This is a genomic window from Bacteroidales bacterium, assembly GCA_013141385.1.
Classification (GTDB): Bacteria; Bacteroidota; Bacteroidia; order Bacteroidales; family Tenuifilaceae; genus UBA8529.
In genome coordinates, this window is sequence record JABFRB010000040.1 from 23,456 (window position 1) to 50,381 (window position 26,926).

At 33.5% G+C, this 26,926-nt stretch carries 18 protein-coding genes and 1 pseudogene; 9 read left to right on the forward strand and 10 right to left on the reverse strand.

Annotated features, from left to right (window positions below; translation table 11 throughout):
* The first annotated feature begins 58 nt into the window (after positions 1 to 58).
* The gene (gene fabF / locus HOO91_18995) at positions 59 to 1,300 is read left to right on the forward strand and encodes a beta-ketoacyl-ACP synthase II (GenBank protein ID NOU19650.1); all 1,242 of its coding nucleotides are present in this window, start codon (positions 59 to 61) and stop codon (positions 1,298 to 1,300) included.
* A 42-nt stretch (positions 1,301 to 1,342) separates the two neighbouring features.
* On the opposite strand, the pseudogene HOO91_19000 reads toward fabF, so the two are convergent.
* From HOO91_19000 to HOO91_19015, 4 genes and pseudogenes are all read right to left on the reverse strand, one after another.
* Positions 1,343 to 2,234: pseudogene (locus tag HOO91_19000) on the reverse strand (IS1595 family transposase).
* A 278-nt stretch (positions 2,235 to 2,512) separates the two neighbouring features.
* Entirely contained in the window at positions 2,513 to 2,749 is a 237-nt protein-coding gene (locus HOO91_19005; GenBank protein NOU19651.1) for a hypothetical protein, read from the reverse strand.
* A complete protein-coding gene (locus tag HOO91_19010) occupies positions 2,749 to 3,321 on the reverse strand; it encodes a CPBP family intramembrane metalloprotease (protein NOU19652.1) in 573 nt (190 codons plus the stop codon). The genes HOO91_19005 and HOO91_19010 overlap by 1 nt, the downstream gene beginning before the upstream one ends.
* A gap of 254 nt (positions 3,322 to 3,575) precedes the next feature.
* On the reverse strand, positions 3,576 to 4,112 hold the full coding sequence (locus tag HOO91_19015; protein ID NOU19653.1) for a hypothetical protein: 537 nt from the start codon (positions 4,110 to 4,112) through the stop codon (positions 3,576 to 3,578).
* A 326-nt stretch (positions 4,113 to 4,438) separates the two neighbouring features.
* Here HOO91_19015 and HOO91_19020 point away from each other — a divergent pair, with 326 nt between their 5' ends.
* On the forward strand, positions 4,439 to 5,905 hold the full coding sequence (locus HOO91_19020; GenBank protein ID NOU19654.1) for a DUF2079 domain-containing protein: 1,467 nt from the start codon (positions 4,439 to 4,441) through the stop codon (positions 5,903 to 5,905).
* Between the two features lie 77 nt (positions 5,906 to 5,982).
* The gene (locus tag HOO91_19025) at positions 5,983 to 7,077 is read left to right on the forward strand and encodes a patatin-like phospholipase family protein (protein ID NOU19655.1); all 1,095 of its coding nucleotides are present in this window, start codon (positions 5,983 to 5,985) and stop codon (positions 7,075 to 7,077) included.
* Here the strand turns inward: HOO91_19025 and HOO91_19030 are convergent, their stop codons facing one another.
* Positions 7,078 to 8,415: a hypothetical protein gene (locus HOO91_19030; GenBank protein ID NOU19656.1), complete on the reverse strand. Its 1,338-nt coding sequence runs from the start codon at positions 8,413 to 8,415 to the stop codon at positions 7,078 to 7,080.
* 48 nt (positions 8,416 to 8,463) lie between these two features.
* Positions 8,464 to 9,837 carry a sigma-54-dependent Fis family transcriptional regulator gene (locus tag HOO91_19035; GenBank protein ID NOU19657.1) on the reverse strand — a complete coding sequence of 458 codons (1,374 nt, stop codon included), beginning with the start codon at positions 9,835 to 9,837 and terminating at the stop codon, positions 8,464 to 8,466.
* 231 nt (positions 9,838 to 10,068) lie between these two features.
* Between HOO91_19035 and HOO91_19040 the strand changes: the two genes are divergently transcribed.
* Both HOO91_19040 and HOO91_19045 read left to right on the forward strand, forming a co-directional pair.
* Positions 10,069 to 12,417, forward strand: coding sequence for an FtsX-like permease family protein (locus tag HOO91_19040; GenBank protein ID NOU19658.1), 2,349 nt, complete (start codon positions 10,069 to 10,071; stop codon positions 12,415 to 12,417).
* A gap of 105 nt (positions 12,418 to 12,522) precedes the next feature.
* A complete protein-coding gene (locus HOO91_19045) occupies positions 12,523 to 13,542 on the forward strand; it encodes a tetratricopeptide repeat protein (protein NOU19659.1) in 1,020 nt (339 codons plus the stop codon).
* Between the two features lie 78 nt (positions 13,543 to 13,620).
* Here the strand turns inward: HOO91_19045 and HOO91_19050 are convergent, their stop codons facing one another.
* Positions 13,621 to 14,847: a tetratricopeptide repeat protein gene (locus HOO91_19050; GenBank protein ID NOU19660.1), complete on the reverse strand. Its 1,227-nt coding sequence runs from the start codon at positions 14,845 to 14,847 to the stop codon at positions 13,621 to 13,623.
* Positions 14,848 to 14,978: 131 nt separating this feature from the next.
* Positions 14,979 to 16,397 carry a pyruvate kinase gene (gene pyk, locus HOO91_19055; protein ID NOU19661.1) on the reverse strand — a complete coding sequence of 473 codons (1,419 nt, stop codon included), beginning with the start codon at positions 16,395 to 16,397 and terminating at the stop codon, positions 14,979 to 14,981.
* Positions 16,398 to 16,552: 155 nt separating this feature from the next.
* On the opposite strand from pyk, the gene xerD reads away from it, so the two are divergent.
* Complete coding sequence (xerD, locus tag HOO91_19060) at positions 16,553 to 17,455, forward strand: site-specific tyrosine recombinase XerD (GenBank protein ID NOU19662.1); 903 nt, start codon at positions 16,553 to 16,555, stop codon at positions 17,453 to 17,455.
* 2 nt (positions 17,456 to 17,457) lie between these two features.
* Here the strand turns inward: xerD and HOO91_19065 are convergent, their stop codons facing one another.
* Both HOO91_19065 and HOO91_19070 read right to left on the reverse strand, forming a co-directional pair.
* Positions 17,458 to 19,845: a DUF4154 domain-containing protein gene (locus tag HOO91_19065; protein ID NOU19663.1), complete on the reverse strand. Its 2,388-nt coding sequence runs from the start codon at positions 19,843 to 19,845 to the stop codon at positions 17,458 to 17,460.
* A 611-nt stretch (positions 19,846 to 20,456) separates the two neighbouring features.
* Entirely contained in the window at positions 20,457 to 23,501 is a 3,045-nt protein-coding gene (locus HOO91_19070; protein ID NOU19664.1) for a serine hydrolase, read from the reverse strand.
* Positions 23,502 to 23,861: 360 nt separating this feature from the next.
* Between HOO91_19070 and HOO91_19075 the strand changes: the two genes are divergently transcribed.
* The 3 genes from HOO91_19075 to HOO91_19085 are packed head-to-tail and all read left to right on the forward strand — an operon-like array spanning position 23,862 to position 26,848.
* Entirely contained in the window at positions 23,862 to 24,815 is a 954-nt protein-coding gene (locus HOO91_19075) for a hypothetical protein (protein NOU19665.1), read from the forward strand.
* On the forward strand, positions 24,808 to 25,050 hold the full coding sequence (locus HOO91_19080; protein NOU19666.1) for a hypothetical protein: 243 nt from the start codon (positions 24,808 to 24,810) through the stop codon (positions 25,048 to 25,050). The genes HOO91_19075 and HOO91_19080 overlap by 8 nt, the downstream gene beginning before the upstream one ends.
* A complete protein-coding gene (locus tag HOO91_19085; protein ID NOU19667.1) occupies positions 25,037 to 26,848 on the forward strand; it encodes a DUF2326 domain-containing protein in 1,812 nt (603 codons plus the stop codon). The genes HOO91_19080 and HOO91_19085 overlap by 14 nt, the downstream gene beginning before the upstream one ends.
* Positions 26,849 to 26,926 lie beyond the last annotated feature (78 nt).

A 26,926-nucleotide genomic window follows, 5' to 3' on the forward strand; every position in this document is an offset into this window, starting at 1 on the left:
ACTTACTTATTAGTAAATAGATATTTTTTAAATAGTGTTGAACTAAAAAATATAGTAAATGAAAAGAGCAGTGATAACGGGATTAGGTGCTATTACACCTATTGGTAATAAAGTTAACGATTTTTGGAATAACTTATTGCAAGGAGTAAGTGGTGCCGCCCTAATTACAAGATTTGACACAACAAATCATAAAACAAAATTTGCGTGTGAGGTTAAAGGATTTAATCCCCTTCAATTCATGGATAAACAGGAGGCGAGGAAGATCGATTTGTACACACAATTTGCCTTAGCTGCTACAGATGAATGCATGAAGGATTCAGGATTAAATTTGGATAAATGCAATCTCGATAAAGTAGGTGTTATTATTGCAACAGGAATAGGAGGACATATTGTATTTGAAGAGGAAATAACAAATTTTGTTCAAGGTGGTAGTATTCCTCGATTCAGTCCTTTTTTTATAACGAAGATGATACCTAATATTGCATCTGGTCAAATATCAATTCGTTATGGGCTAAGAGGTGTAAGTTATTCTATTGCATCCGCTTGTGCTTCGTCAAATAATGCAATTGGAAATGCTTTGGATCTTATACGATTAGGACGAGCAAATATTGTTATTGCAGGAGGTGCAGAAGCATCTATTACACAGTCAAGTATTGGTGGTTTTAATTCGATGAAGGCTTTATCATTACTGAATGATTCACCTGAAACTGCATCTCGCCCATTTGATAAAACTCGCGATGGATTTGTTGCTGGAGAAGGAGCAGGTGTTCTTATGATTGAAGAACTTGAACATGCTTTGCAAAGAAATGCTAGAATATATTGCGAATTAGTTGGTTATGGTGCTGCCTCCGATGCTTACCATGTTGCGGCCACACATCCAGATGGTCTAGGTGCAATATTGGCCATGGAAGGCGCATTAACTGATTCTGGTTTAAGTCAAGATAGTGTTTCTTATATTAATGCACATGCTACATCCACTCCACTAGGAGATATAAGTGAGTGCAAGGCAATAGAAAAGGTTTTTAGTCAATCTTTACATAAAGTTCAAATCAGTGCAACAAAATCAATGACAGGGCATTTATTAGGAGCCGCAGGAGCCATAGAGGCAATAATTTGCATTAAATCAATTGAATACAATTCAATTCCACCCACAATTAATTTGAACGAGATAGATCCTGAAATTAATGCTGATTTAAATTTAACACCGAATAAAACTTGTAAAAAGGAAGTACTAGTTGCTCTGAATAATACTTTTGGATTTGGAGGACATACATCAACAACAGTTTTTAAAAAGTATTAATAAATTAGGAAGGTTATAAAATATCGTTATAGAGGTAGGTAGTTAGGTGCATATTAATTTTTCTTGATAAATTTTTTCGACAATTACCATTCTCCTTATTAAATTATTAAATATGTTCTCCTTCATTAGCGAGCGGTTAATCCTATAACAAAATTCGTTAAGGTAGCGATTGGTATTAAACTCACTTACCCAAGAATAGGTTGTTCTGATCCATGATTTTACCTGATGTATCATCGTATGCAGAGCCTTAAAGTTCAAGCCATGCTCGCTTTCGACTTGAGTTATGTTATACCGCTCCATTAAGGGCCTGTAACCCTTCCACTGATCGGTGACAACGGTAGCCTCCGCTGAAATATGTTTCTCAAATATCTTTTCTAGCTCTTTTGCAGAATAATTGTCAATCTTCATGGAGTACATTCGTTTAACCTTCCCTTCATCGGTAAACTCTACGGCACATACTACCTTCTTTTTCTTGACATCGTAGCTTCTGCCAACTTTGCCTTTTTCTTTACCCCCAACAATAAATTCATCAACATGAACAATGCCGTCAATCGGATGGTGCTCACTTGATTTCATCGCCTCTCTAACCTTGTGCATGAACAACCTCGCTGTTTTTCCTGTCACCCCGAAACGAACCGCAATATAGCTTGCGGAAAGGCTTTTGGTGGAGGTGGCCATCTCAAAACAAATAAAGAACGCTTTGCGTACTCCGAACTTAACTTTATGAAACAATGTATTGGCTGTTGCCGACTCTGTATGGCTACACTTATTGCAAGTCCGAGAAGCATTTGCCCTAATCTGGCTGCCCGTGTGTCCGCATTTTGAACACGTAAAACCTTCCGACCATTTAGTGTGATAGGTATTCTATGCAATCTGTTTCCGTTTTAAAGCGTTCAGCAAACTCTATGAGGTTTTGACCTTTAAATAAATCCATGATTCCCTTGTTAGTACTGGTTGTAAATATATGTATTTATCCACTCACCTCTAAAGAAAAATATTCTAACACACATATTAATCAAGTTCAACTAATATTCTCTTTATTGTAAAAAGTTGAAAATTATTTCTACTATACGGCATAGATAATATATTTAAAGTATCTTACAGTTATTAGACTATTTCAAGAAAAGATATCCTCATTTGTTTAATAGGTTAAATTTTCCACTTATGCATGGTTCATAATTCGACCTAAGTATTTGTAGTAATTTGGTTCGATTATCTTAACTTAGTTAGCATTACATCGGTATCAGATTTTCTAATCATGTAAATACCACCAATTAAAATAAATATGAAGAAAATAGTCGTTGGAATAATTGAATTCCAATTAATCCCTTTTGATGCACTGTCAGAGATTCTTCGAATAGTTTCAGATTTAAGTTCACCTGTACCAAAAGCGAAATTTATTAATCCATGAATAATTGAGGGAATAATAATGTTTTCAGTCCGAAGCATTAAGCCTCCAAAAAAACACCTATTGAGAATGAAAAAAACACTTGTGATGTTACACCTCCAACATTTTCTGGTTGATTTAATAAATTAATGAAGTGAATACATCCAAACAAGAAAGCAGACAGAGATACGCTTAAATATAGAATTTGTTTTTTGCCTTTTAAAGATTTAATAAATAAAGGAAGTATTGTTCCTCTAAAAACAAATTCTTCCAAAAAGCCAATTATAATTACGGAGGTTGTAAATAGTATTAATTTAGTTAATTCTATACTTGAATATATTCCCCAGTTATTTAATATTCCAATTACTATGAATGCCAAAGCAATTATTATAGAATGAAGATTTTTCATTCGCATTTTGGAGTCAAGCCCAGTAAATTTGTTAAGATTCAACTTGAATATAAGATAAATTGTAATACATAGGATCGTAAGTCTTACGGCTATACCTGCTATGAATTTCGCAAATAATTCATCCCCTATACATTTCATTAAATACTCTCTCAAAGGCTTCTCTAACCAAAGAAGGAACATGAATCCAAATACAATTATTAAGGCTATTTTAATTTCCTTTTTCATGCATTTATTTTAAATATTAAACTGATAATGATTTCAAACAAAGTCTCATTAAGTGGGAAAGTCAAGATATTTTAATAGGAATTAACTATTTTGAAAAATTGAAAAACAATAATTAATATCAACAAGGTAAGTTCCTATATGTTAGTGGAAGAACTGTGAATAACTATTACAAATAGAATTGGTTCTAGCTATTTACAATATTATCGATTATAATTCATCACCAATACAGGAACTTAACCTAATTATGATGGTAACTAAAACCCAATTGTTATAGAACAATCACTAAGTCTAAAACAATAATTACACCAACCACCTCCAAACCAATCACAGGCATTGCAACCTCCACCACCAAATGTAATATCGCAAGTTACTTCCATAATTTTTTGATTATTGGGTCTTTTTCTGATACTATAATTAGATTCGTGTGCAGCTAACTTTATACTTTGCTGAAAATTTGGATGAACAACAGGAGCTTTCAAAACCGATCTTACAGAATTAAAACTGTCATAAGGAATACGAGTGTCATGGCTAAATACCTCCGTTGAGGTAAAGACACCATCATTTGCGACCAAATCATTGCCTTGCCCATTATCAACGAATATGTCTTCGTTAAAGTATGTGGTTTGTACTCTCAACGGCTCATCAGAGAAATTTTTGAAATATAGCTCTCTAACATACGAAGTTTTATTAATACTTCTAATCCTTGCATCATAAAATGCAACATTTTTTTTTGAAAACTCTTCAAGAGAATTCTGTTTAACTTGATTAACAACATCTTGCTTACAAGACATCATCATAAATAATGTAACAATAACGCTAACAAAAATTTTGAGTGTTTCATTTTAAAATAATTTAAGATTAATAATTCAAAAGCAAGTTAAAACAAATTTATCAGAAGGCAAAATTTCTTCTGTCTGTTAATTCTCAGAAAATATATTGTTTTTTGGGGGTATGCTGAAAAAGATTTAAAGTTTACTATATCTTTATATGTCAATTTTTTTTTAATTATTTACATAGTTTTTTTTGGACTCTTTCAATTTCTACATCGTCTGGCAAATTTTTGATTCAATCTGACAAATTGCTGTGTCAATTAACTAAATTATGATAAGTTATTAGAATGCGAAAATATTTTTTGGAGAATGATAAAAAACTTTTTGTAGTCTTTACCGTATTTGCAATTATTTATTGCTTAATTTCATTAGTTAACCACTACCAATTGCGAACCTATGCGCTTGATTTAGGGATGTATAATCATGCCCTATATTCCTTTGCTCACTTCAAAAACGCATACTTTACTTTAGGGATCGATGGGATTGAAATGCCATTTATGGGAACTCACTTCTCTGTAATTCTTATTCTACTATCACCCCTCTATTTTATATTTGGTTCTTACACTCTTTTAGTCATTCAGATTGCTGCAATTCTTGCAGGGGGGCTTGCAATATATAAGTATTCCAAAATTCAATTTAGTAGCAATTCCATTATACCCTTAGTTGTACTTATACAATTCTTTAGCATTTGGGGAATATACTCAGCCCTTTCTTTCGATTTTCATTGCAATGTTTTAGGAGCAATGTTTATTCCATGGTTTATTTACTATTTAGAGAAACGGAAGTTAATTCAAGCATCAATATTTTTGCTTTTGGTTCTATTCTCAACTGAAACAATGTCGATATGGGTATTTTTTATCATTATAGGCTTAATGATAAAGAATTGGAAAGAGTATAAAAAAGAGTATTTGAAATTTGAAATACCAGCTACCGTCTTTTGTTTACTTTATGGTGTTATAATAATTGGTATAGTAATGCCATCGCTTCAAGGTACAGAGGGCAATTTGCAATTTGGAAGATACTCACATTTAGGTAATTCTTTAGGAGCAATATTGCTTACAATGATTGAAAGTCCATTGCATACTTTTTCGTTGCTTTTTCAAAATACTCTAGGTGATCCCGTTTATAATGGAATAAAGCAGGAGTTTTTAATAATGGTACTAGTTTCGGGCGGATTAGCATTGATACTTAGACCAGTATATCTTTTAATGTTGATACCCATTTTTGCTCAAAAACTTCTTTCCAATGATTATGCCCTTTGGGGGATAAATGGACAATACTCAATCGAATTGGTTCCAATTTTAAGTATCGCCTTGATTGATCTTGTTAAAAATACTAAAAAGTTTAAGGTTGGTATTGCTGTATTTGTTGCTTTAACCACGTTGTTTTTTACGTTTAACTCATTGGATCATAGAACTTCGAAATGGTATGATAAAACAAATAATCGCTTTTATAGTGGTATACACTATGAATCGGAGATTGATGTTACCAAAATAAAAAATGCGTTAAAAGTCATTGATGATAATTCCAAGGTGTCCGTAATTTCTTGTTTAGCGCCATATTTGGCTTTCAGAGATAAAATATATCATTTCCCCATTGTAAAAGATGCCGATTACATTGCACTAATACTAAATAAAAGAGGAACTTACCCTTTAAGTGTGGATACTTTTAACGAAAAAATAATTGAATTGAAGAGTTCTGGAATTTACAAAGTTATTTATGAGGATAACGATCTCTTAATTTTAAAAAAATAGATAGTAAATTAGCGAACGAATGTTGTATATACATAATCATTCATTAGATAACTATTGAAAATTAAATCAAAGACACAATGTCTAAAAATAGTGCAAACAGCAATTACTATTCACCAAAACGAAAAAGGAGAAGAAGAATTTTCTATTTAATATTTTTCGTTTCTATTTGTATATGGTTATTCACGGGTTCTAGAGATAAAGAAATTAAAGAACCAACGTTTCAAAAGAAACATGGTACAGCCGTAATTATAACTGGGGCAGCAGCAAAAATTGCTCAGGAAGCAGCTTTACTCGAGCATCTCCATAGTAAGGGATTGCTAAATAATGTTGTATTTATATCAGGTGCTAGTTCGGGTGCTTTAAATGCGGCTGTTTTGAATGCAATTCTTGAAAAGAAAATCACATGGAGCGAATACATTAATATTTTAAGTAACCTTTCTAATGATGATATATTTATTAGAAATGGGAATAAACTGCCAGTAAATACTCAACCCTTAAGGAACTTGATCAAACGAATCGTAACCGATAGTTTAGGTTACGAGAAATTATCGGATTTACCGTATCCAACTTCATTTTCGATTGTAAATCTTAAAATACTTACCTTTAAGGATAGAACATATAGACTCAGCAATCGTAGCATAAATCGCGAAAGCGATTCAACACTGAACATTGTTGATGTTTTAATGGCATCTACATCTTACCCAATTGCATTTCCCCCAGTAAGTATTGGAAACATTAAAACCATTCCTGATGTTCCATATCATGATGGGGGCATTGCCGCAGACCACGTCCCCTTCCATTCATTAATTGAATTTGAGAAGTATAGCGGATTTGAAGTTGATACGATGTTAATCATTAGCAGAAAAAGAGATTCAATTCCTAACACAAATCTGGAACTTCAACAGTTTGGTATCGATAAGTTTAAATTCTTCGATAAGGTTGGAGTTTCTCCTGAAGCTATTTCAAATAGGGGTTTTTATAAGAGATTAAAAGAACTCAAAGAGGAAGCGCCTAATCTTGCAGAAAGAACTTTCGTTTATGTACCCGATTTTAAGGAAGAGTTTTTAATGTTTGACTTTTCAACCCTTAAAAAACAATATGAGGTTACAATTCATTGGGCAAAAACACACGATCCGTTACCCTTAGACGAATACCTTAAGATTAAAGGTTAGCTAGATTTTAATAGAAACGGTTGTACCCTCGCCAGTTTTTGAATTGATTCCGATGATGCCCCCATGCATTCGAATTATTTGACGTGAAAGGCTAAGTCCAATCCCAGTGCCTTTCTCCTTTGTAGTGAAGAACGGAATAAAAACTTTTTCCATGATTTCGTCCGAAATACCCATCCCATTATCTGAAATGGAGATTTCGGTTTTGCCCTCATAATTCTTAGTAACCTTTATAATAATTTTGCTTCCAGAATTTGTAGACTGAGCATCAATTGAATTTTGCACAAGATTTATTAAAACCTGTTCAATCTGCTGAGAATCGGCAAATAATATGGATGCTTCGGGTGAAATTAGGTATGAAAATACTATTCCTTTCGTTTGAAATGTTGATGAAAAAAGAGTATTGATTCTTTCAAATAATATTTCAAGTTCAATCTCTACAATTTTGGGTTTAGGAACTTTTGAAAGTTTTCTGAATGACTCGGTAAATGTGAGCAATCCTTTTGTTCTTAATGCAACGGCTTCCAATCCCTCCGATAGACTGTTTAATGTCTTAGGTTCAGCCGCCCCAAATTCAACAATATCTTTTTTAAGTTTACTATTTAAACTTGATGATAAAGAGCTAATTGGCGTTACTGAATTCATTATTTCATGAGTTAATACGCTAAAGAGTTTCTGCCAGGATTCCAATTCCTGCTCATCCATCTCCGTTTTAATATTGTGAAAATAAACAAGGGTCATGCTCTTTCCTTTAAGAACAAAAGAAGTTGAGTGAGCTGATAGAATCAATTTTTCTCCATCAATTGAATGATAAATTAGTTTTCTGGCTCCCAGTTTTATCTCCTTAATAATACTGTAGATATTAGGATTGAGGTCTGCAAGTGTTTGTGGTTTTTTACATCGAAAAAGTTCACTATATGCCTTATTAATCAGTAAAACCTTCTCATCTTTATCGAAAGCAAGAATACCGACTTCGATCTGTTGCATAATCTCCTCAAGAAAAACATGTTGCAGATCTCGTTCGTATTTTACTTTTTGAAATCGACTGGCAGTCGTATTATATAGATGATAAAGTATCTGCAAACTTCTGTTACTCTTATCTTCAGCAAATTGAATTGAATACTCCTCATTGGCCAAAGCAGAAATAAATGTATAGAAATCGCGGGTGATTTTAGTTATATATCTATAAATACTCCAAATCAGATAGATTATTAAGAAAATTAGATATACACTCCTTAAATATTGCTTTTCGATTATAAGCATGTACATTAACAGGGCAATAAAAAGAGTTAGGAGTAGTATTCTTACCAAAAATCCTATTTGATATTTTTTGTTAATCATGGATTAATTTCAAGTTTCAAAAGACAAAAATTAACACAGCAACACAACTTACAACCCATACTTTTCAAACCTCCTATACAACGCCCCTCTTGTAATCCCAAGTTCAGCGGCTGCTTTACTCACATTACCCTGATGTTTCCTAAGGCACTCAACAATAGCCCAATGTTCAAGTTTATCAATGTTAAAATCGTCGAGAGGGAATCCCTGTGGCTTTTCTGTTTCTGTAAAAAGAAAATCAGTAACCCTTAAGCCATCACTATCCGAAAGTATTACAACCCTTTCAATTGCGTGTCGAAGTTCCCTTATATTTCCAGGCCAATGATATTTCTGGAGTTTCTGAATAACATGCTCCGGGATTTTCAGTGTTGGTCTATTATATTTTTTACAAAACAGGGTAATAAAATGTGCTACAAGGGAGGGAATATCTTCAATTCTCTCCCTAAGCGGTGGAAGGGTAATCTCAACTGTATTAATCCGATATAGAAGATCTTGTCTAAATAAACCGTCCTGAGACATCTTTGTAAGATCACCATTCGTTGCACAAATTAACCTTACATCAATATCAATTGACCTATTACCGCCTAGTCTATTAATTTTTCGATTCTGGATTGCCGATAAAAGTTTAGCTTGCAATGTAGGTGTAAGATTGCCAATCTCATCGAGAAAAAGTGTCCCACCTGAGGCTGCCTCAAAACGGCCTATCCGCTCCTCCTTAGCATCTGTAAAAGCACCTTTTTGATGACCAAAGAGTTCACTTTCGAATAATGATTCTGGAATTGCCCCAACATCAACAGTAATAAATACACTACTATTACGTTGCGACATTCTATGTAGAGCTCGTGCAACAAGTTCTTTTCCAGTGCCATTTTCACCTAGGATTAAAACATTTGCCTCTGTAGGAGCAACCTTTGTAATTGTATCGAAAACTTTCCTTATTTGAGAGGAGTGACCAACCATTTCTTCAAACGGTGAACTTGATATTCTACCTATAGCCCTTTGTCGTAAATGCAACGAATTTAATTCTTTCCGACTTAAACTAAGTTGGAATGCTGCATTGGCTGTTGCAATCATTTTCTCGTTCTGCCATGGTTTAACTACAAAATCCATAGCTCCCATTCGAACAGCTTCAACAGCAAGTTCAATATCTGCATAAGCAGTGATTATTACTACGGAAACCTCTGGGGAGTTATTCACTATCCAGCTAAGCCATTTCAGTCCCTCTTTGCCCGAAATATCTCCGGGAGTATAATTCATATCCAGAAGAATAACATCGAAATATTCCGATAATAGTTTTGTTGGTATTTGCTCTGGGCTAGAAATACTTTCGATAGTTGAAAAACAATCATCAAGCAATACCCTAAGACTGAGCCTAATAAACTCATCATCATCAACAATAAGGATTTTACTATCTTTCTGAATCATAGTAGATGCAATTGAACAATGCTAAGGTAAGAATTATTAGGTTAGGTATATAATTGTCCATGAATGGACACTTTAGTGTTGCAGAATGGACAGAAGGAAGAAAGTGAAAAGTAAAAAGTGAAAAATTAAAAATGTAAATATTATAATATCAGTGCAATAGAACAGGTGGTATGATGGTTGATTAGGGTTGTTAGATTAATTATTATAAATCTTCATATAAAACTTTCAATTATGCTAATTAGCTGGATAAAACAATTTGTAAGGGTATCGGGGAGAGGTAAATTTTATACCATAGTGAATACTCTAGGGTTAGCTTTTGGGTTAGCCTGCACAATGATTATTTTACTTTGGGCCGATTTTCAGAAAAGCTATGATAAGTTTCATTCTGAATATCAGAAAATCTTTCAAGTTTATGAAATTCAGTCGTATGCAAATGGATATAAACTCTACACATACTCAACACCTGGGACACTTTCTGGTTTTTTGAAAGAAAAATTTCCTGAAATTAACAGCAGTGCAAGGTTTGCACACAATTCCGCAGTTATTGGAATGGGCGAAAAAGCTTTTCGCGACTCAGAATTAGGTTTTACCGATAGTACTTTTTTCAGAATTTTTAAGATTGAATTTATTTCAGGAAACAAGAATGAGTGTTTGAGAGATTTAAATTCGATAGTTCTAACGGAAAAGCTTGCTAAGAAAATTTTTAATACAACGGATGTAATTGGACGAAGCATAAGACTGAATGGAGTTGTTGAATTAAATGTAACCGCTGTTATAAAGGATTATCCAAAAAACGCTAATATTCAATTCTCATCTTTAATTCAATTTGAGAAGTTAAAAGATTTTGGTGTTAGAGGAATTAATAGTTGGGGTTGGAACTCACATAGCACTTTTGTTAAGCTTAATAATACAGATAAAATAGGGGAATTAGAAAAGAACATGAATCTTGAAATTGAAAAAATGAATATTTCAAGCACAACAAAATTTCATTTATACCCTATTGAAAAAGTAAGACTTTATAACCCTGATCCTAATGACTTTAGTCTTATTTTACTGTTAACCATTCTTGTTTCAGTTGCTGGTTTTGTGCTAATTTTAGCTTGTATCAATTTCATTAACCTTATTACCGCTCGAGCTGCAAATAGAGCAAAAGAAGTAGGAATTCGAAAAGTGATAGGTTCATCCAGAACTCAACTTGTAATGCAATATTTTTTAGAATCATTTTTAAGTACAATTATATCTTTGATAATAGCAATTTTACTAGTTGATTTCTTTTTGCCAACGTTCAACTCTACACTTGGCACTGAGTTGGTAATGAGTTTCTCAAATTTTCAATTCTGGTACAAAATATTACTTGTAGTACTTGCTGTTGGAATAATTTCAGGAATTTACCCAGCACTAGTACTTTCATCATTTCAACCTTCAAAAGTATTAAAAGGGTTATTGCGTTCGGGTGCAAAAGGAGCTGGATTTCGAAAAACAATGGTTATTGTACAATATACTATAACAATATTTTTAGTTGTTGTATCCATTTTCATGTTTAAACAGCTAAATTTTATTAGTAATGTAGATACGGGTATGAACCGAAATAACATCATATTTATGCCCTTTAGGAAAGAGATGGAACCAAAATATAATAGTTTTAAAGATGAGTTAAGTAAAATTCCAAGTATTAAGTATGTTACTGGTTCTCAAAATCTACCTTTTAAAATTTATTCTTCAACTAGCAGCATTTCTTGGGATGGAAAGGATACCACTCAAGTTTATCTGTTTACAAATACCGTAGCAGATGAGTTTTTTACCGATGCATTTGAGATAAAAATGGCTGATGGAAGGTTTTTCTCATCAAGTTTTCCATCAGATACAATGAGTGTTGTAATAAACGAAACGGCAGCTAAGATTATTGATAAAAAGCAAATTTTAAATGAAACTTTAAGAATTTGGGGTTATAATCTTAAGGTTATTGGAGTAATGAAAGATTTTCATTTCGAGCACTTTTCAGGGAAAATCAAACCACTATTTATTCTTTATGGTCAAAAAAACCTATCTAATGTAATTATTAAAGCTGAACAATCATTCGATGGGGCTACAATGGACAAAATAAGAACTATTTTTTCTGATTTTTACCCTGAATTCCCATTCGAGTCAACTATTTTGGACGATGAATACTATAATATGTTTTCCATAGAAAAACAACTTAAATCAATACTTGGACAATTTACAGTACTTGCTATACTTATCTCCTGTATTGGATTATTAAGTCTTGCCGCATTTATTGCCGAACAGCAGCGTAAATCTTTAGTATTGAGAAAAATACATGGTGCATCAATGTTTAAGATAATTGGAATTCTTTTAGGTAGTTTTACAAAGTGGGTATTAATCTCAGGTATAATTGCAATTCCATTATCGTATATTGCATTAAATGGAATGTTTAGTAATTATGCTTTCCATACTGACTTCTCGTGGTGGATTTTTGCAGGGGCTTTGGTAGCAGCATTAATCATAGCAATTATCACAGTTTTGTACCAAGCATTAAAAACTGCAAGGATCAATCCTGTTGAGATTTTAAGGTATGAGTAGTATTTGAATTGCTTACTGTTTTTATTTGAAATGCAATTTTGGCTTGAAAGTTGCTATAAAAATCCGGTTAAATAAAATGAATGTGAATCTTTATAGATTTTTAATATGAAGTATATTAAGTCAAAACAAAATGCGCTACTTTTTATAGCTGCCCTTATATTCTTTGCATTTAAATTAACCTCTTCTTTTGCTCAGAATAAGGAAATTATAACTGTCAATAATAAAGATGTTCAGAACGCTTTAACTTATTACGATAAAGAGGATTACAAAACCGCAAAAACTTTACTTGACGGCATAATTGTTAAAGATGAAAAGAATGCTGATGCACATTATGCACTTGCAGCTGTACTTTCTAAATTAAAAAAAATTGACGATGCCATTGAGGAGAATAAAAGAGCCATCGAACTAAATTCTAAAAATGCTGATTATCATTACCAGATGTCTATGTTACATGTGATTGAGGTAAATACGGCAAACATTTTTAGCAAGTTATCTATTGTTGGTAGTATTAAGGATGAGCTAATTCTGGCACTTAAAGCAGATCCTAACCATCGACTTGCAATGATAAACCTTACAGGCTTTTATATACAAGTACCTAGCATAGCTGGGGGTGATAATGAAAAAGCATTGGAGTTGGCAAATAAACTAATGAAAATAGATGAGAAACAGGCTCGAAGATTTTTAGTACAAATCTATTTAAATTTGAATAATAGTGCTAAAGCGGCGGAAGAGATTGAATACCTGATTAAGATAGATGAGTATTCAGGGAGATTTTTATTAATTCAGGGTTTAAAGAAAAAAGGAGATTTGGTTAAGGCAGAAGAACAGTACAAAATCATAGAAAGTAAATTTGGTAATAATACTGAGTACTTTGCTTTTTTCAATGATTATGGATACTTTCTTCTTAATCAAAAACGCTTTGATGAGGCAATCGAAAAATTTAAAAAGCAGGTACAACTTGCTCCAAAGTCAGCTAATGCACATGATAGTTTAGGAGAGGGTTATTTCAATAAGAAAATGCTAAAGGAGTCTTTGGCTGAATATACCAAGGCACTGGAACTAAATCCTGACTTAAAAAGTGCTAAGGATAAGATTAAAGAGATTAAAGAGTTAATGAATGATTAGCAAATCACTAATTTACTGGTTTCCATTAAATAACTGATAATTATGTTAAGCAAATGGAAAATAATTCAACTCTCTGCTTTACCACTTAGTTAATGTTGATGGTTTCTTACAATACTTATAAATCACCTCCTGAGATTTAAAATTACCATGCTTTAATGCTTCTTCCAAATCAACACATGCATCATCCTTTTTATCCTGATTCAATTTGGAAATTCCTCTATAATAGTATGAATCGACCAATTGATAATTCTTTTCAATTGCAATATTTAAATCAATCTCTGCAAGTTGATAATTCTGTGTCTTTACATATGCTAAACCTCTGATATAATAATTTGCCGCTTTCTGAGGGTTTGATTTTATGAGTTTACCCAATGTAAAAAGAGCATCAACATAATAACCTGCATCAACAGCAATTGTTGCAAATAAGAATGATGCTTCAGAATCAGATGGGTAAAAAGATATATAGTAGCTAATATCATCAAAAGCGAGCTGATACTGCTTATTTAAATGGTAAGCCTCTGCCCGAATCCTGTAGTATTGAGGTTTACCCCCTGATAGTTCAATTGCTTTAGTTATATCGTTGATTGCTGAGTTATATTTTTCGAACTTTATATAGGCTTGTGATCTACCTGCTAAATACGAATGGTTCTTTTTACTGCGCTTGATTGCAATAGAATAATCATCAACAGCATTATCAAAACTGCCTAAACCAAAATATGCTTCCGCTCTCAGAGCAAGTAATTGAGGGCGAGGTTTACTACCCTTTAATCGTGGGTTAAGCAAATCAAGCGTTTCTTCCCACTGACAGCTTGCAATGCTATATTTTGCATCTGCAACTAATTTCTCTAAGGGCGAATACCAATCCTTTAACCACAAATCTTTCCACACTTTGGTTGAAGAAGTGCTTGCAAAAGCAGGACTCAGTTTAATTGTTCCCTCGGTCTCCTTCTCGCTCTGACCCAAATATGTTTTTAACCAATTAATACATGATGATGTATCGCCCATCATACAAAATGCTTTTGCCAAAATGTATGACGATGATCCTAATTTCAACTTTTCAGCCTTTAACGATGATTCAATAGATTCGTTATATCTACTTAAATTAAATAGTATCTCCCCTCTCCTAACCCAATAAGTATAGTTTTTTGGTTTTTTTGCTATGCAAGAATCCAACCATTGTAAGGAACTATTAAACTCACCTCCTTCGAAAGCTGCTTGGGATCTATACCAACACTCAGGTAGCTGCTGAGCATTGGTTGTAGATACTAAAAATAGGAAAAAAACAAATATGTATTTTTTATCCATTTAAGGGGTTTGGTTCTGTGGTTATTAGTTACTTGGTTATTGGGTTATTGGGTTATTGGGTTATTCGTTAATTTTCAAATCTTCAAATTCCACAATTTTCAAATTATTAAGCATCTTCCAACTTCTTCCTTCTACTTCCCACTTTTAACCAAATTCTTCACCTGACTAATCTCCATAAACGATGCGCCATCCCTTGGACCGAAACTACCCCCTATTACAAGAACCAAATCATCAGGGTTTAATTTACTCTGATACTCAATTATAGAAATTGCGTCAGCAAGAAAATGATCACGAGTAGAGCGCGGTTCCATATACTCCGCTATTATCCCATAGGATAGCGCAAGTTGTCTCATAACTTGTGGTTTGTAGCACATTACATATACTGGTATTTTCCCTCGGAATGCCGCAAGGTAACGACCCGTTCTACCTGTTAGAGTATCAATAACAATGGCCTTAATTGGTAAATTGGCACAAGCCCTTACGGCAGATCTAGCTAACGTTGCTGTAATCTCATTATTAATTCTTACAAGTTTTTGCTTAGGATCTGGTTCTATATTAATCTCTACCTCCTGAGCAACACGTGTCATTATTTTAACGGCCTCAATTGGGTAAGCCCCGTAGGCGGTTTCACCGCTAAGCATAATAGCATCAACGCGTTGGTAGATTGCATTTGCAATATCACTAATCTCTGCACGGGTTGGTCTTGGGTGTTCAATCATGGTATGCAACATTTGCGTTGCAATGATTACTGGTTTCTTACTCTCAATACATTTCTTTACAATCCTTCGTTGAATAACAGGAATTTTTTCAGCAGAAATTTCAATGCCCAAATCGCCCCTTGCTACCATAACTCCATAGGTGTGATCCAAAATTTCATCAATATTATCAACACCTTGTTGATTCTCAATTTTTGCAATTATTTTGATCGGGCTACTATACTGTTCGAGTATTTTTTTAATCTCAATTACATCCTCTTTTTTTCGAACAAAACTATGAGCAATAAAGTCCAACTTATTCTCAATAGCGAATTTAACAAACTCAATATCCTTTTCCGTTAAGGATGGTAAATTGATATGAACATTCGGAATATTTATACTTTTACGAGGTTTAATTTTCCCCGAATTATCGACCTGACAATGAAGATATTCATCTGTTTTATCGATAACCACTATCTCTATATCTCCATCATCAATAAGAATACAACTTCCAACAGGAACTTCAGCAACAATTTTAGGATAAGAGATATATAGGCTATCCCCTTTCGATTCACCATTTGGGTCACCAAACAACTTTATCTTATTACCTTTTGAAACATTCAACTCCTCACCGAATGATGAAGTCCTAATCTCTGGCCCCTTTGTATCAACAAGAATAGCAATTTTATCGGAAACCTTTCTAACATTATCGATAACCGCCCTTGCTTGATCTAAATTTTGGTGAGCCGTATTCAACCTTACAACATTCATCCCAGCTTCATAAAGCTTCTGGAGAAATTCAACATCACAGTGTTCATCCGATATGGTTGCAACAATTTTTGTTCGTTTAAGCATATATTATTATTTGATTTGCAATGCAAATATATGGCAAAGAATGGAAAGTATGACTATTAGTATGCTTTGTGTTATTGTATTGCTCATATCTTCACAGGATTAAATTTTGATAATCAGTTTATAGAAAGTAATTTGGTCGAAATATTATTTATAAGATGGGTTGGAAAGCAGCAATTGACGATTATATCAATTTCATAAGGGTAGAGAAATCGCTGTCGGGAAATTCAGTATCGGCTTATACTCATGATGTTGAAATGTTGATGGAGTTTGGCGATAGCATTGGCATTGAGCCTGAAAATATCACAATGCATCATATTCAGGAATTTCTTAACCATGTTGATGAGATTGGTCTAAACAAGCGTACTCAGGCTAGAATACTATCGGGCATTCGGGGATTCTATAAGTATATGATGATTGAAGAGGTTATTGACCAAGATCCAACTGAACTTATTGAAGGGCCAAAGATTGGAAGGAAACTACCCGAAGTTCTTAGTATTAGCGAGATTGATGCTATTGAAGCCTCGTTCGATTTAAGCAAACCCGAAGGGCAGCGCAACAAATCGATGGTTGAAACCCTTTACAGCTGCGGGTTAAGGGTATCTGAACTTATTAATATTAAACTTACAGATCTGTTTTTTGATCAAGGATTTATTCGGGTTATTGGAAAAGGTAATAAGGAGCGATTGGTGCCAATTGGCGATAAGGCAATTAAGGAGATTAATTTTTATTTAAGCCAAAGGAATAGCGTTTCGTATAAGGTTGATAGGGCCTCCGAAAATATAATCTTTCTAAATCGAAGGGGGAAAAAACTGACCCGCGAAATGGTTTTCACTATCATTAAAAAACATGCAGCACTGGCAGGTATTAAAAAGAGTATCAGCCCACATACGCTCCGCCACTCTTTTGCAACTCATCTGGTTGAAGGAGGAGCCGATCTTAGAGCCGTACAAGAGATGCTTGGGCATGAATCTATCCAAACCACTGAGATTTATACCCATATGGATAAAGAATTCTTAAGGGATACTATTCTTAGGTTTCACCCAAGGACTGGAAGGTAAATCTATAATCTCTTCGATAAAATATCAACTAGGTTTTCAACAACAATTGGCTTTGAAATATAGTCGTCAAAACCAGAGTTTATAATCTTTTCAATCTCATGAGTCATGGCAAAAGCAGTTTGAGCAATTATTGGAATTTTCCTTGTTGAAATTTTTCGAATTTCAGCTAAAGTATCATACCCATTAAGCCTAGGCATTTGGATATCAAGAAGTACAACATCAATATCGGGATTGTTTTTGAACATTTCAATTGCTTCAACACCATCGCAAGCTGCGATTATATTGAAATTTAGTTTAGATAGTATTCGCTTTAGAAACTCCATTGAATTATTATCATCCTCACAAATCAATACCGTTTTATCATCAAAAGATAGGATTCTCTTTTTAGGTGATGGCTCTTCAATCTTTGCATCTCCATAAATTAAAGGGATTGTAAAGAAGAAACCTGTTCCTTGCTGTGGTGATGATTCAAACCACATCCTTCCACCATGCAGTTCAACTAAGCTTTTGGATATTACAAGACCTAAGCCTGTGCCAGAATATAATCTATCATCACTTTGTTTTATTTTTCTAAAACGCTGGAAAATATCATTATGGAACTGCTTTGGAATTCCTATTCCGGTATCGGTTACAAAAAATTCTATTTCATCTTTATGAACCTTATACCCAAATTCAATTACCCCGTTATCAGTGAATTTTAAGGCATTGCTCAGCAGGTTGGTTAAAACTTGCTTAATCCGTGCAGGATCAATTTTAATAATTAATGGTTGTACACTTCTATCGGGGGAATATATAAACTTCAAATCATTCTCCTTCTTTTCAATAACAATTTGTTCATTATAAAATCGATGTAATGTTTCAAGCTCCAATTCTAAAAGGCAATCAACTATATTAAAGTGTAACTGACCCGATTCAATTTTCGAAATATCAATAATATCGTTTATAAGTCTTAAAAGATCATTTGAACTTTGCATAATTACATCAAAATGACCTTTGAACTCTTCATCATAATCTAGTTGAAGCGACAAAATCTGAGAAAACCCAACAATAGCGTTTAATGGAGTTCGTATCTCGTGAGACACGTTTGCAAGGAATGCCGATTTAAGTTTATCGGCTTCCTCAGCCTTTTCCTTTGCAATCCTATATTCTTCGGTTCTTACTTCAACCGTTTTTTCCAATAACTGGTTTTGTTCTTCCAACTCTTTATTAGCAAGGTCTATTAATTTAGTTTGATATTTTAATGCCGTCTCTTGCTCCTCAATGGCAAAATTCTTTTCCTGAAGAATTTTATTTGCCTTCTGTTTATCCCGATAACCTAAGAGTATAAAAAAGATTAGTCCTAGTGTAAGAACAATTGATGATACTGTTAAAACTAAAAATTTTTGTTGGGTTTGAATTCTTTTTTGTTGAACGAATAAGGTCTCCCTTTGATCTTTGATTTTTTCATACTGGTTTTGTATCTCAAGTTTTTGTTTCTCAAGAATCTGATTCCATTGATTCATCTCTTTTACCTGAAGGGATATGGTTTTCCGTTGATTATCTATATCATCCTTATTCTTTTTAAGTAGTGATATATTATCAATAACAACCTGTTGCTGCCTATTTATTTCATTCAGAAGAGTATCGAGTTTGTTTTTTTGAATTTCAATCTGAACTTGTTGATTGTAAATCTCTTGTTTTTGAGACCGAAGCTCGTAATTTTGTTGCTCAATTTGCTGGCCTTGCGAGTCGACAATAATTTGCTGCTTTTCTATCTCCCTTTTATACCCCTCAACTTTATTCTGCATCTCCTTCAACTTCTCCTCTTGAACATGATAAAGATTGGCAACATCAAGGCGAGATCCACCAAGAAGAAGGAGTCTTGGTAGTACTGTTAGGTTATGGTTTTGCTCTATGGCATTACGATTTACCTCAAAACTTAATTTGTTTTTTTCGTTTGATAAGTGTATAAAGTTTATCATAACGAACTCTTTTAGAGTACTCTCTTCGGTAATTATTAGAACTGGAATTGTGAGTAACTCCTGATATATTTCGGTTAAAGACTCATTGAATTTATTATCTACATAAAGTATATTTGGCTTTAAGCCTTTTATTCTGGTAATTTGATCTACTTTATAAACAGCTATATGCTTATTTTTAAGTGTTTTTACCGTTGAAATCTCCTTAAACTCATTGATTAGTTTTGGATTATCACTATAAACTACTATTCTAAATGTATCTAACGCTTGCTCGTTAGGCCAAACAATATTTTGAGCAAATTGATAGGTATAGGCTGTCTTTATTTTTTCATCAGACACTCTCTGCGCCTGAGAAATAAATGGACAGCCAAAACCAATTATTACTATAATAAAAAGTCTAAATCGAACTACTATATTAAACAATTCAACCATTAAAATAAATATACTTTGGATTGAAATTTAAAGCAATTTTTTAATTAAAATCAATAACATCCAATATTAATTACCACCTAAAAAGTATAAGTTCTTGATTTTAATGATACAAACCATTAAGCATCATAATTGTTTACTAACGTTTTAGTAATATCGCAAGCCATCAAAATTAAAAACTTATTTATTACAAATACTTTATTAACTTGAAAAGTGTGCAATTGAATACTATTTTAACACTTGATTTTACTAGGTATGATTGGGATTATTCATTGCCATTTTACCAATACCTATCCAATGCAAATCAACATTAGGATACTTAATTAATACTATAACTGTGGGTACTCGAAGGAGATTATTAACCAATAATTTACAGGCTTCAACCGTTGGGTTTAAAAGATAAAAACGCTCCCTATTTTCAAGTAAAAAATCCGTTTTATTTCTCAGAATTTACCATCACCTTTTTGACTAAAATTGGAGATTCTTTGACGAATTACTCTCACCCAAAAATGCAGATTTATCGGTTTTTTCTTTGTAACAATACTATATCGCAATCTGCGATATCTTGGCATAAAATAAATCAAAAACAGTTTAATCTTTAATTAATTGACTTTTCACTTTCCCCTAGCCTTCCTCACCGCCTGATAAAAAATCTCCTGAATATCAGTACGAATATTAGAATCCGCCAACCGATTATTCGAAGCATCCGGGTATACACGGTTCGAGAGGAATACATATACCACGCCATTCTCAGGATCAGCCCAAACCATAGTTCCAGTAAAGCCCGAATGTCCAAAGCTCAATGCCGATGCCGATACACAAGCGGGCGAAGGTTTACCAACTTTAGGCTCAGGTTTATCGAATCCTAAAGCCCTGCGATTCCCATTATTATCCTTTGGCGTTGATGTAAACAGCTCAACGGTACTGGCTGAGAAAAACCTCTCACCACCATAAACCCCCTTCTGCAAATACATCTGCATAAGCTTTGCAAGATCATTTGCAGTGGAGAAAACCCCTGCATGTCCGGCAATACCACCCATCATGGCAGCAGCCTGATCGTGTACATACCCATGAACAACCTGTTTACGGAAAGTCAAATCATCCTCCGTAGGCACAATTCTTGAGCAATCGAATTTCCTTAAAGGTTGATAAGATGTGCAATTCATCCCAAGATGTCTGTAAAAATTAATATCGGCATACTCATCAAGCCCTTTGCTGGTAATATTCTCAACGGCACGCTGTAGATATAGGAAACCCAAATCGCTGTACTTATACTTACCAGCATCCTTTATCTCCGAGGCATTTATCCGTATAAAAATGGAATCCTTCATACCCTCTATGGCATAGATATTCTCTGCAACCTGTAGCGGAAAATCAAATAAATATTTACTGCTGTAATACTTAGGGCTAGGAATGCTGAATTTACTGATAAAGGTATTTTCGTTAAAAGAGTAAGGATATTCTGGACTTTGAATACTACTAATAGCGGGTTTACCGGGAAATAATGTTGAGAGTGTAGATAGATAGAATGGAACCCAAGGCTGCAAACCCGCTTGGTGACGAAGCAGATCGCTAATTACCAATTTCTTCTTATTACACCCATTCGTAAAATTGATATAGCTATCGAGCGGTTTTTGCAGGCCAATGCTATCCCTATCGAACAAGCGCATAATGGATGGAACGGTGGATGTAATCTTTGTTACCGATGCAATATCGTATATCGAATTATTATCCACAGTAACCTCGTTGCTATAGGTATAGGAACCAAAGGATTTATTGTAAAAAACAACCCCATCCTTTGCAACAAGAATTTGCATGCCCGGAGTAATCTGCTTTGCAATAACATCGTTTGCAATTGAATCGACCTTTAGGAGATATTTGGAATCAATTCCAAGATCCTCGGGTATGGTGTACTTTAACCGAATTCGCTCACCATTCCTATAACCGCTACCAATCTGAATATCCTTTGTTGGCGATACTGGCAACGTTCCATTCACCCCAATCCCACCAAAAATAAGCTGCGCCGATAGGCTTTGGATAATGTCCGAATTATCGAAAGAGATCATCAAACCTCCCAACGATGGAAGATTCAGAAGACGATTCAGCGTGTAGGGATTACCAAAAACATCTACAATAATTTTCTTCCTAAACGATAGGTCGAAAATGAAGTTAGAGGCTTGGTTCGATATCCCATAATTCTTTGCAACCCTAGTATCGGCTGCATGGTAACCAACTATAATCAGGTTGTATGGATCCAATGCTGTAAGCAACGAATCGTAGGAGTTTAATGACGATTCTGGATTAATACTAAACGGGGTTATAGAAGTGTACATCTCCAGCTGGTTGCGGAAAGCATCGCCCTTCCCCTTACCAACCTCAATGTAAGCAATTTTAAGGGTATCGAGCCTTAGGATTGGGATTAGCCTGCTCCCATTCAAAAGCGTAATTCCCTGCTCGGCAACCCTTCGTTTTATCAGCTCGGAGGTTACGGTGTTTAAATCCGAATTCAGATTCTTTAGTTCAATCGGTTTATAGGCCGAAAGTCCAGCTGCATATTTTGCAATAAGGATTTTTCGGCACTTACTGTTTACCTCATCCTCGGTAAAATTTCCTTTAGCAACCTCACCTAAAATATAATCAATTGACTCCTTTACCTTCTCGGGACAGGTTAGAAAATCGTTGCCCGCTTTGTATGCAAGCCAGTTCAAAATCACTGGTGCGTGAAAATCAGCAACACCCTTCATATTCAGGGCATCCGTAAATACTAACCCATTGAATTTCAGGCTATCCTTAAGGAATCCTTTGATTACCGAAGGCGATATGCTCGATGCCAGAGTTGTATCCTTCTCAAGCGCAGGAATGCGTAGGTGTGCAATCATAACCGATGCAACACCACCCCTAATAAGTTTTTTGAATGGGTAAAATTCAACGCTATCCAAACGTGCAATATTGTGATTTACTTTGGGCAAAGCTAGATGCGAATCGGCATCGGTATCGCCATGACCCGGGAAGTGCTTTGCACAGGCAATAATGCCATTATCCTGTAAACCCCTCATATACTCTACGCCGTAATCGGCAACCATTTGCCTGTTCTCACCAAACGAACGGCTGCTTATAACAGGGTTCAGCGGGTTATTGTTGATATCCACAACGGGTGCAAAATTGATATGAATTCCCATCCTCTTCATGTGCTGTGCAATATCCGATGCTACCTCGTACACCAGATGCTGGTTTGACGCTGCACCAAGCATCATCTGGCGGGGATACGAGAATGTGCTATCCAACCGCATACCCAGCCCCCACTCACCATCAATGGAAATAAGCATTGGAACTCTGGAAAGGGATTGGTAGTAATTGGTAAGCTTTGCCTGACGAACAGGACCACCCTGAAAGAAAATCAGACCACCAATTTTCTCGTTCTTAACCAAAGTAACAATCTCATCGATATGCTTCTGATCCTTATTGGAGTAAGCCGAAACCATAAACGATTGGGCAATCTTCTCCCTAAGCGTAAGCGATTTCATAAGCGAATCAACCCAAACACTCTGCCCAAGGGTATCAACCTTTGGTAATGCCGTTAATTGATTATTCGATGCTACAACCTGAGCCAATGCCATATACAGAATAGCCAGTAGAACAAAAAGTCGATTAAGCTTCATGGGAATTCGAGTAATTACAGTACCTAAAAATTGCCAAACAAATATAGCTTTCGGGTTTGAATAAAAAGTTTAATGAAGGGTTTTAGTGGAAATTTTTTATATTTGGGATGAAGATTATAAAAACACAAACTTTAGCAGTTACTCTAATTGATAACTGATTGTTATTAGGAGTATCACTTATGAGACATCCAAAATCTTAAAAGAATAGAATCATTGGATGATGGTTTATAAAAAAGAGTTTTAACTTTGATAAATAAACCTAAATAAAGTTTGGGTTATAAACGAGTTAGCACACATAAAAAAGACTCAATGGATAATTTGGTGATTTTAGGATAAACAATAAAATATTAGTTTTGTAACATGGATTATAGATTAGAAAATATTAATGATGCAGATTTTGAAAGGATGGTAAATACTATTTGCCAGAAAATTCTAGGTCCTGGGGTTGTTGTTTTTTCATCAGGGAAAGATGGCGGTCGTGACGGAAAATTTACGGGTACAGCTCAAAATTACCCTTCAACAAATGATAGTTGGAGTGGAAAATTTATAATCCAAGCAAAACATACTGAAAATCCTATTGCTTCATGTTCCGACAATGAATTCGAAAAAATTATTGATGATGAAATTATTAAAATCAAAAAATTAAAAGAAAATGGAGAAATTGATAATTATCTTCTGTTTACTAATCGCAAATATTCAGGAATTAAAGGAGAAAGATTAGTAAACAAAATTATAGACGACACCGGTATTGAAAATTGTGTAATAATTGGCAAAGAAACAATCAATAACAACTATTTGAATTCAAATAAGGACATAGTCAAACAGTTTAGATTAGATATAAATCATATCCAGTTTGACTTTTCTGATGATGAAATAAAAGACATTATTTTAGCCTTCAAGAGTCAACTTCCTGAAATTAAAACAGAAATTCAAGAGGAAGTTGACAAGCTGAAAAAGGATTTTACCCTAATTGATAAAAAAGAAAAAAATAAGAAGAACAAACTTAGTGAAGAATACTTTAAAGAATTTATTGTTGGTGAATCGTTAATGGATTTTGATAAAATAGAAAAATTCCTGAATAATCCATTGAATGAGGATTTAAAAGAGTATTATTATGACACAGCATACGAATTAAATCAGTTAATTTCATTAAAAAGAGATGATTTTGAATTGTTTGAGGAAATATTTGTATTTATTTACAAGTTGATTTGTGATGGTTCAATCCCACTTAAAGGGAGCAAAAGACATGTAATGGTTTTCCTACATTATATGTATTATGAATGTTTGATTGGGAAAAAAGCAAATAATGATTAAACCAGATAGACATATAAATCCTGACATATCAGTAATAAATGTTAGTGCATTTATTTTAAAACAATTAAATGCTTTTTATGACATTAATTATGATGATTTATTAAAAAAAGTCATAGATAATATGGGAACAGAAGCCAAAGAAAATTTTCCATATGCTTTGAATTTTCTTTATCTTTTAGGAAAACTTGAATATTTAGAAATAACAGATTCTTTTAAATACAATGCAACTAAGTAAACTATATTGCAACGATAAAGACTTCAAGAATATCACTTTTAATCTTAATGAATTAAATGTGATATTTGCTGATGTAAAGTCTGATTTAAAAGAGAAGAAAAATTCTCATGATTTAGGTAAAACAAAACTTGCGGAATTAATTGACTTCATGCTTTTAAAAAAGATAAATAAAAATCATTTTTTTCTTAAAATAAAAGAGAATGACAAATCTGTCTTCATTAATCATGAATTCTATTTAGAATTATTTTTAAACACTAATGAATACTTAACTATCAAGAGAAATATTGAGGATAATACAAAAATATCTTTTACACTGCAAAATCAAACAACAACAAATTATCTTCCTCCGCTAAATTGGGATTACAAAAATATTACCATCGATAAAGCTCGTGATATACTTTCTGATTACCTGTCATTTGATTTTTTTCACAATAAAGATTATAACTATCGAAAATCTATAAGTTATTCACTTCGTACACAGGATGATTTTAAGGATGTTTATAAGCTTAATAAATTTACTGGTGGAAAGGATATAGATTGGAAACCTTTTATGTTTGATTTACTTGGTTTTAAAGGAGAATTACTCAGATTAAAATATGACAATGATGCCAAAATAGAAGACATTAAGAGTTTAATTAGCTCTTATAAAAATGATTATTCAGTAAAAGTAGAACAGAGAGATGAAATAATTGCAGAAAGATCTATTTTAGAGAGCGAGTATAAGGAAGTAGAAGAGCAGATAGATAGATTTAATTTCTACAAGCAAGACAAATATCTCATAAAAGAAGGCATTGATGAAATTGAGAATAAAATATCAAATTTAAACTCAGATTCATACAAGTTAAACTATGAGCTTAACAAACTAAAGACTTCCATAAAAAATAATTTTTCTTTTGATATTAATAAGGTTAAAAAAGTCTTTGAGGAAACCTCAATTTATTTTTCAGAGCAATTAACTTCAGATTATGAAGATTTAATATCCTTCAATAAAAAGTTGACAACAGAAAGAAACAAACTTTTAAAATCAACAATTAAAGAAAAGGAAAAAGAACTTAAAGAAGTAAATTCAAAATTAGAAAATCTTCATCACGAGAGAGAATCTCTTTTAATTCATCTTACAGACAGTGATACTTTTACAAAATTTAAAAAATGTCAAAAAGACTTAGTTAAGGTAGAAGGTCAATTATTGAAGTTTCAAGAAAAAATTAATGCAATAGACTTAATTATTCAAAAAGAGAATGAAATAGAGTCGTTGCAAACTGATATAAAATCAACAATTAGTGAACTTAAGAAGATTCATCAATCAACAGATAAAAATCAAAAATATAGTGAAATAAGAACATTATTTTCAAAATTTTACAAACACATAATGGATGAGAATGCTGTTCTTTCATGGAATCCTAATACAAATAATAATGTTGATTTTATTCCACCAAAAGTAAAGTCTAAAATTGATGAGAATAAGGATACCGCAAAAGATGAGGGTAATACTTACATGAAATTGTTATGTGTTGCATTTGACCTATCCATTTTATGTGCATATAACAAAGAGTCTTATTTTAGGTTTGTATATCACGATGATGTTTTATCCCAGCAAGATAATGGGATAAAAATTAGGCTCTTAGAATTAATAAACGATATTACAAAAAAATATAAGATTCAGTATATACTCTCTGCAATAAAATCAGATTTACCTTTAGATATTTTAAATAAAATTCAAAACTTCAAGGAAAATGAAATTATCTTAAAACTTCATGATAAAGATATTTCTGGAACTTTGTTTGGATTTGAGTTTTAGAAATTTACGTGCTAACAACGGCCCCGCTCGTCGTAGATTAGCGAAACGTAATCTACGTCGTAACTAAACAGCGGTCTC

Excerpts from the sequence above, each read along its gene's own strand:
- HOO91_19080 (NOU19666.1), top strand. The coding sequence starts at position 24,808 with ATGATTAAACCAGATAGACATATAAATCCTGACATATCAGTAATAAAT.
- fabF (NOU19650.1), top strand. The coding sequence starts at position 59 with ATGAAAAGAGCAGTGATAACGGGATTAGGTGCTATTACACCTATTGGT.
- HOO91_19070 (NOU19664.1), bottom strand. The coding sequence starts at position 23,501 with ATGAAGCTTAATCGACTTTTTGTTCTACTGGCTATTCTGTATATGGCA.
- HOO91_19045 (NOU19659.1), top strand. The coding sequence starts at position 12,523 with ATGAAGTATATTAAGTCAAAACAAAATGCGCTACTTTTTATAGCTGCC.
- HOO91_19015 (NOU19653.1), bottom strand. The coding sequence starts at position 4,112 with ATGTCTTGTAAGCAAGATGTTGTTAATCAAGTTAAACAGAATTCTCTT.
- pyk (NOU19661.1), bottom strand. The coding sequence starts at position 16,397 with ATGCTTAAACGAACAAAAATTGTTGCAACCATATCGGATGAACACTGT.
- HOO91_19065 (NOU19663.1), bottom strand. The coding sequence starts at position 19,845 with ATGGTTGAATTGTTTAATATAGTAGTTCGATTTAGACTTTTTATTATA.
- HOO91_19085 (NOU19667.1), top strand. The coding sequence starts at position 25,037 with ATGCAACTAAGTAAACTATATTGCAACGATAAAGACTTCAAGAATATC.
- HOO91_19040 (NOU19658.1), top strand. The coding sequence starts at position 10,069 with ATGCTAATTAGCTGGATAAAACAATTTGTAAGGGTATCGGGGAGAGGT.
- HOO91_19050 (NOU19660.1), bottom strand. The coding sequence starts at position 14,847 with ATGGATAAAAAATACATATTTGTTTTTTTCCTATTTTTAGTATCTACA.
- HOO91_19025 (NOU19655.1), top strand. The coding sequence starts at position 5,983 with ATGTCTAAAAATAGTGCAAACAGCAATTACTATTCACCAAAACGAAAA.
- HOO91_19005 (NOU19651.1), bottom strand. The coding sequence starts at position 2,749 with ATGCTTCGGACTGAAAACATTATTATTCCCTCAATTATTCATGGATTA.
- HOO91_19035 (NOU19657.1), bottom strand. The coding sequence starts at position 9,837 with ATGATTCAGAAAGATAGTAAAATCCTTATTGTTGATGATGATGAGTTT.
- HOO91_19030 (NOU19656.1), bottom strand. The coding sequence starts at position 8,415 with ATGATTAACAAAAAATATCAAATAGGATTTTTGGTAAGAATACTACTC.
- HOO91_19010 (NOU19652.1), bottom strand. The coding sequence starts at position 3,321 with ATGAAAAAGGAAATTAAAATAGCCTTAATAATTGTATTTGGATTCATG.
- HOO91_19075 (NOU19665.1), top strand. The coding sequence starts at position 23,862 with ATGGATTATAGATTAGAAAATATTAATGATGCAGATTTTGAAAGGATG.
- xerD (NOU19662.1), top strand. The coding sequence starts at position 16,553 with ATGGGTTGGAAAGCAGCAATTGACGATTATATCAATTTCATAAGGGTA.
- HOO91_19020 (NOU19654.1), top strand. The coding sequence starts at position 4,439 with ATGCGAAAATATTTTTTGGAGAATGATAAAAAACTTTTTGTAGTCTTT.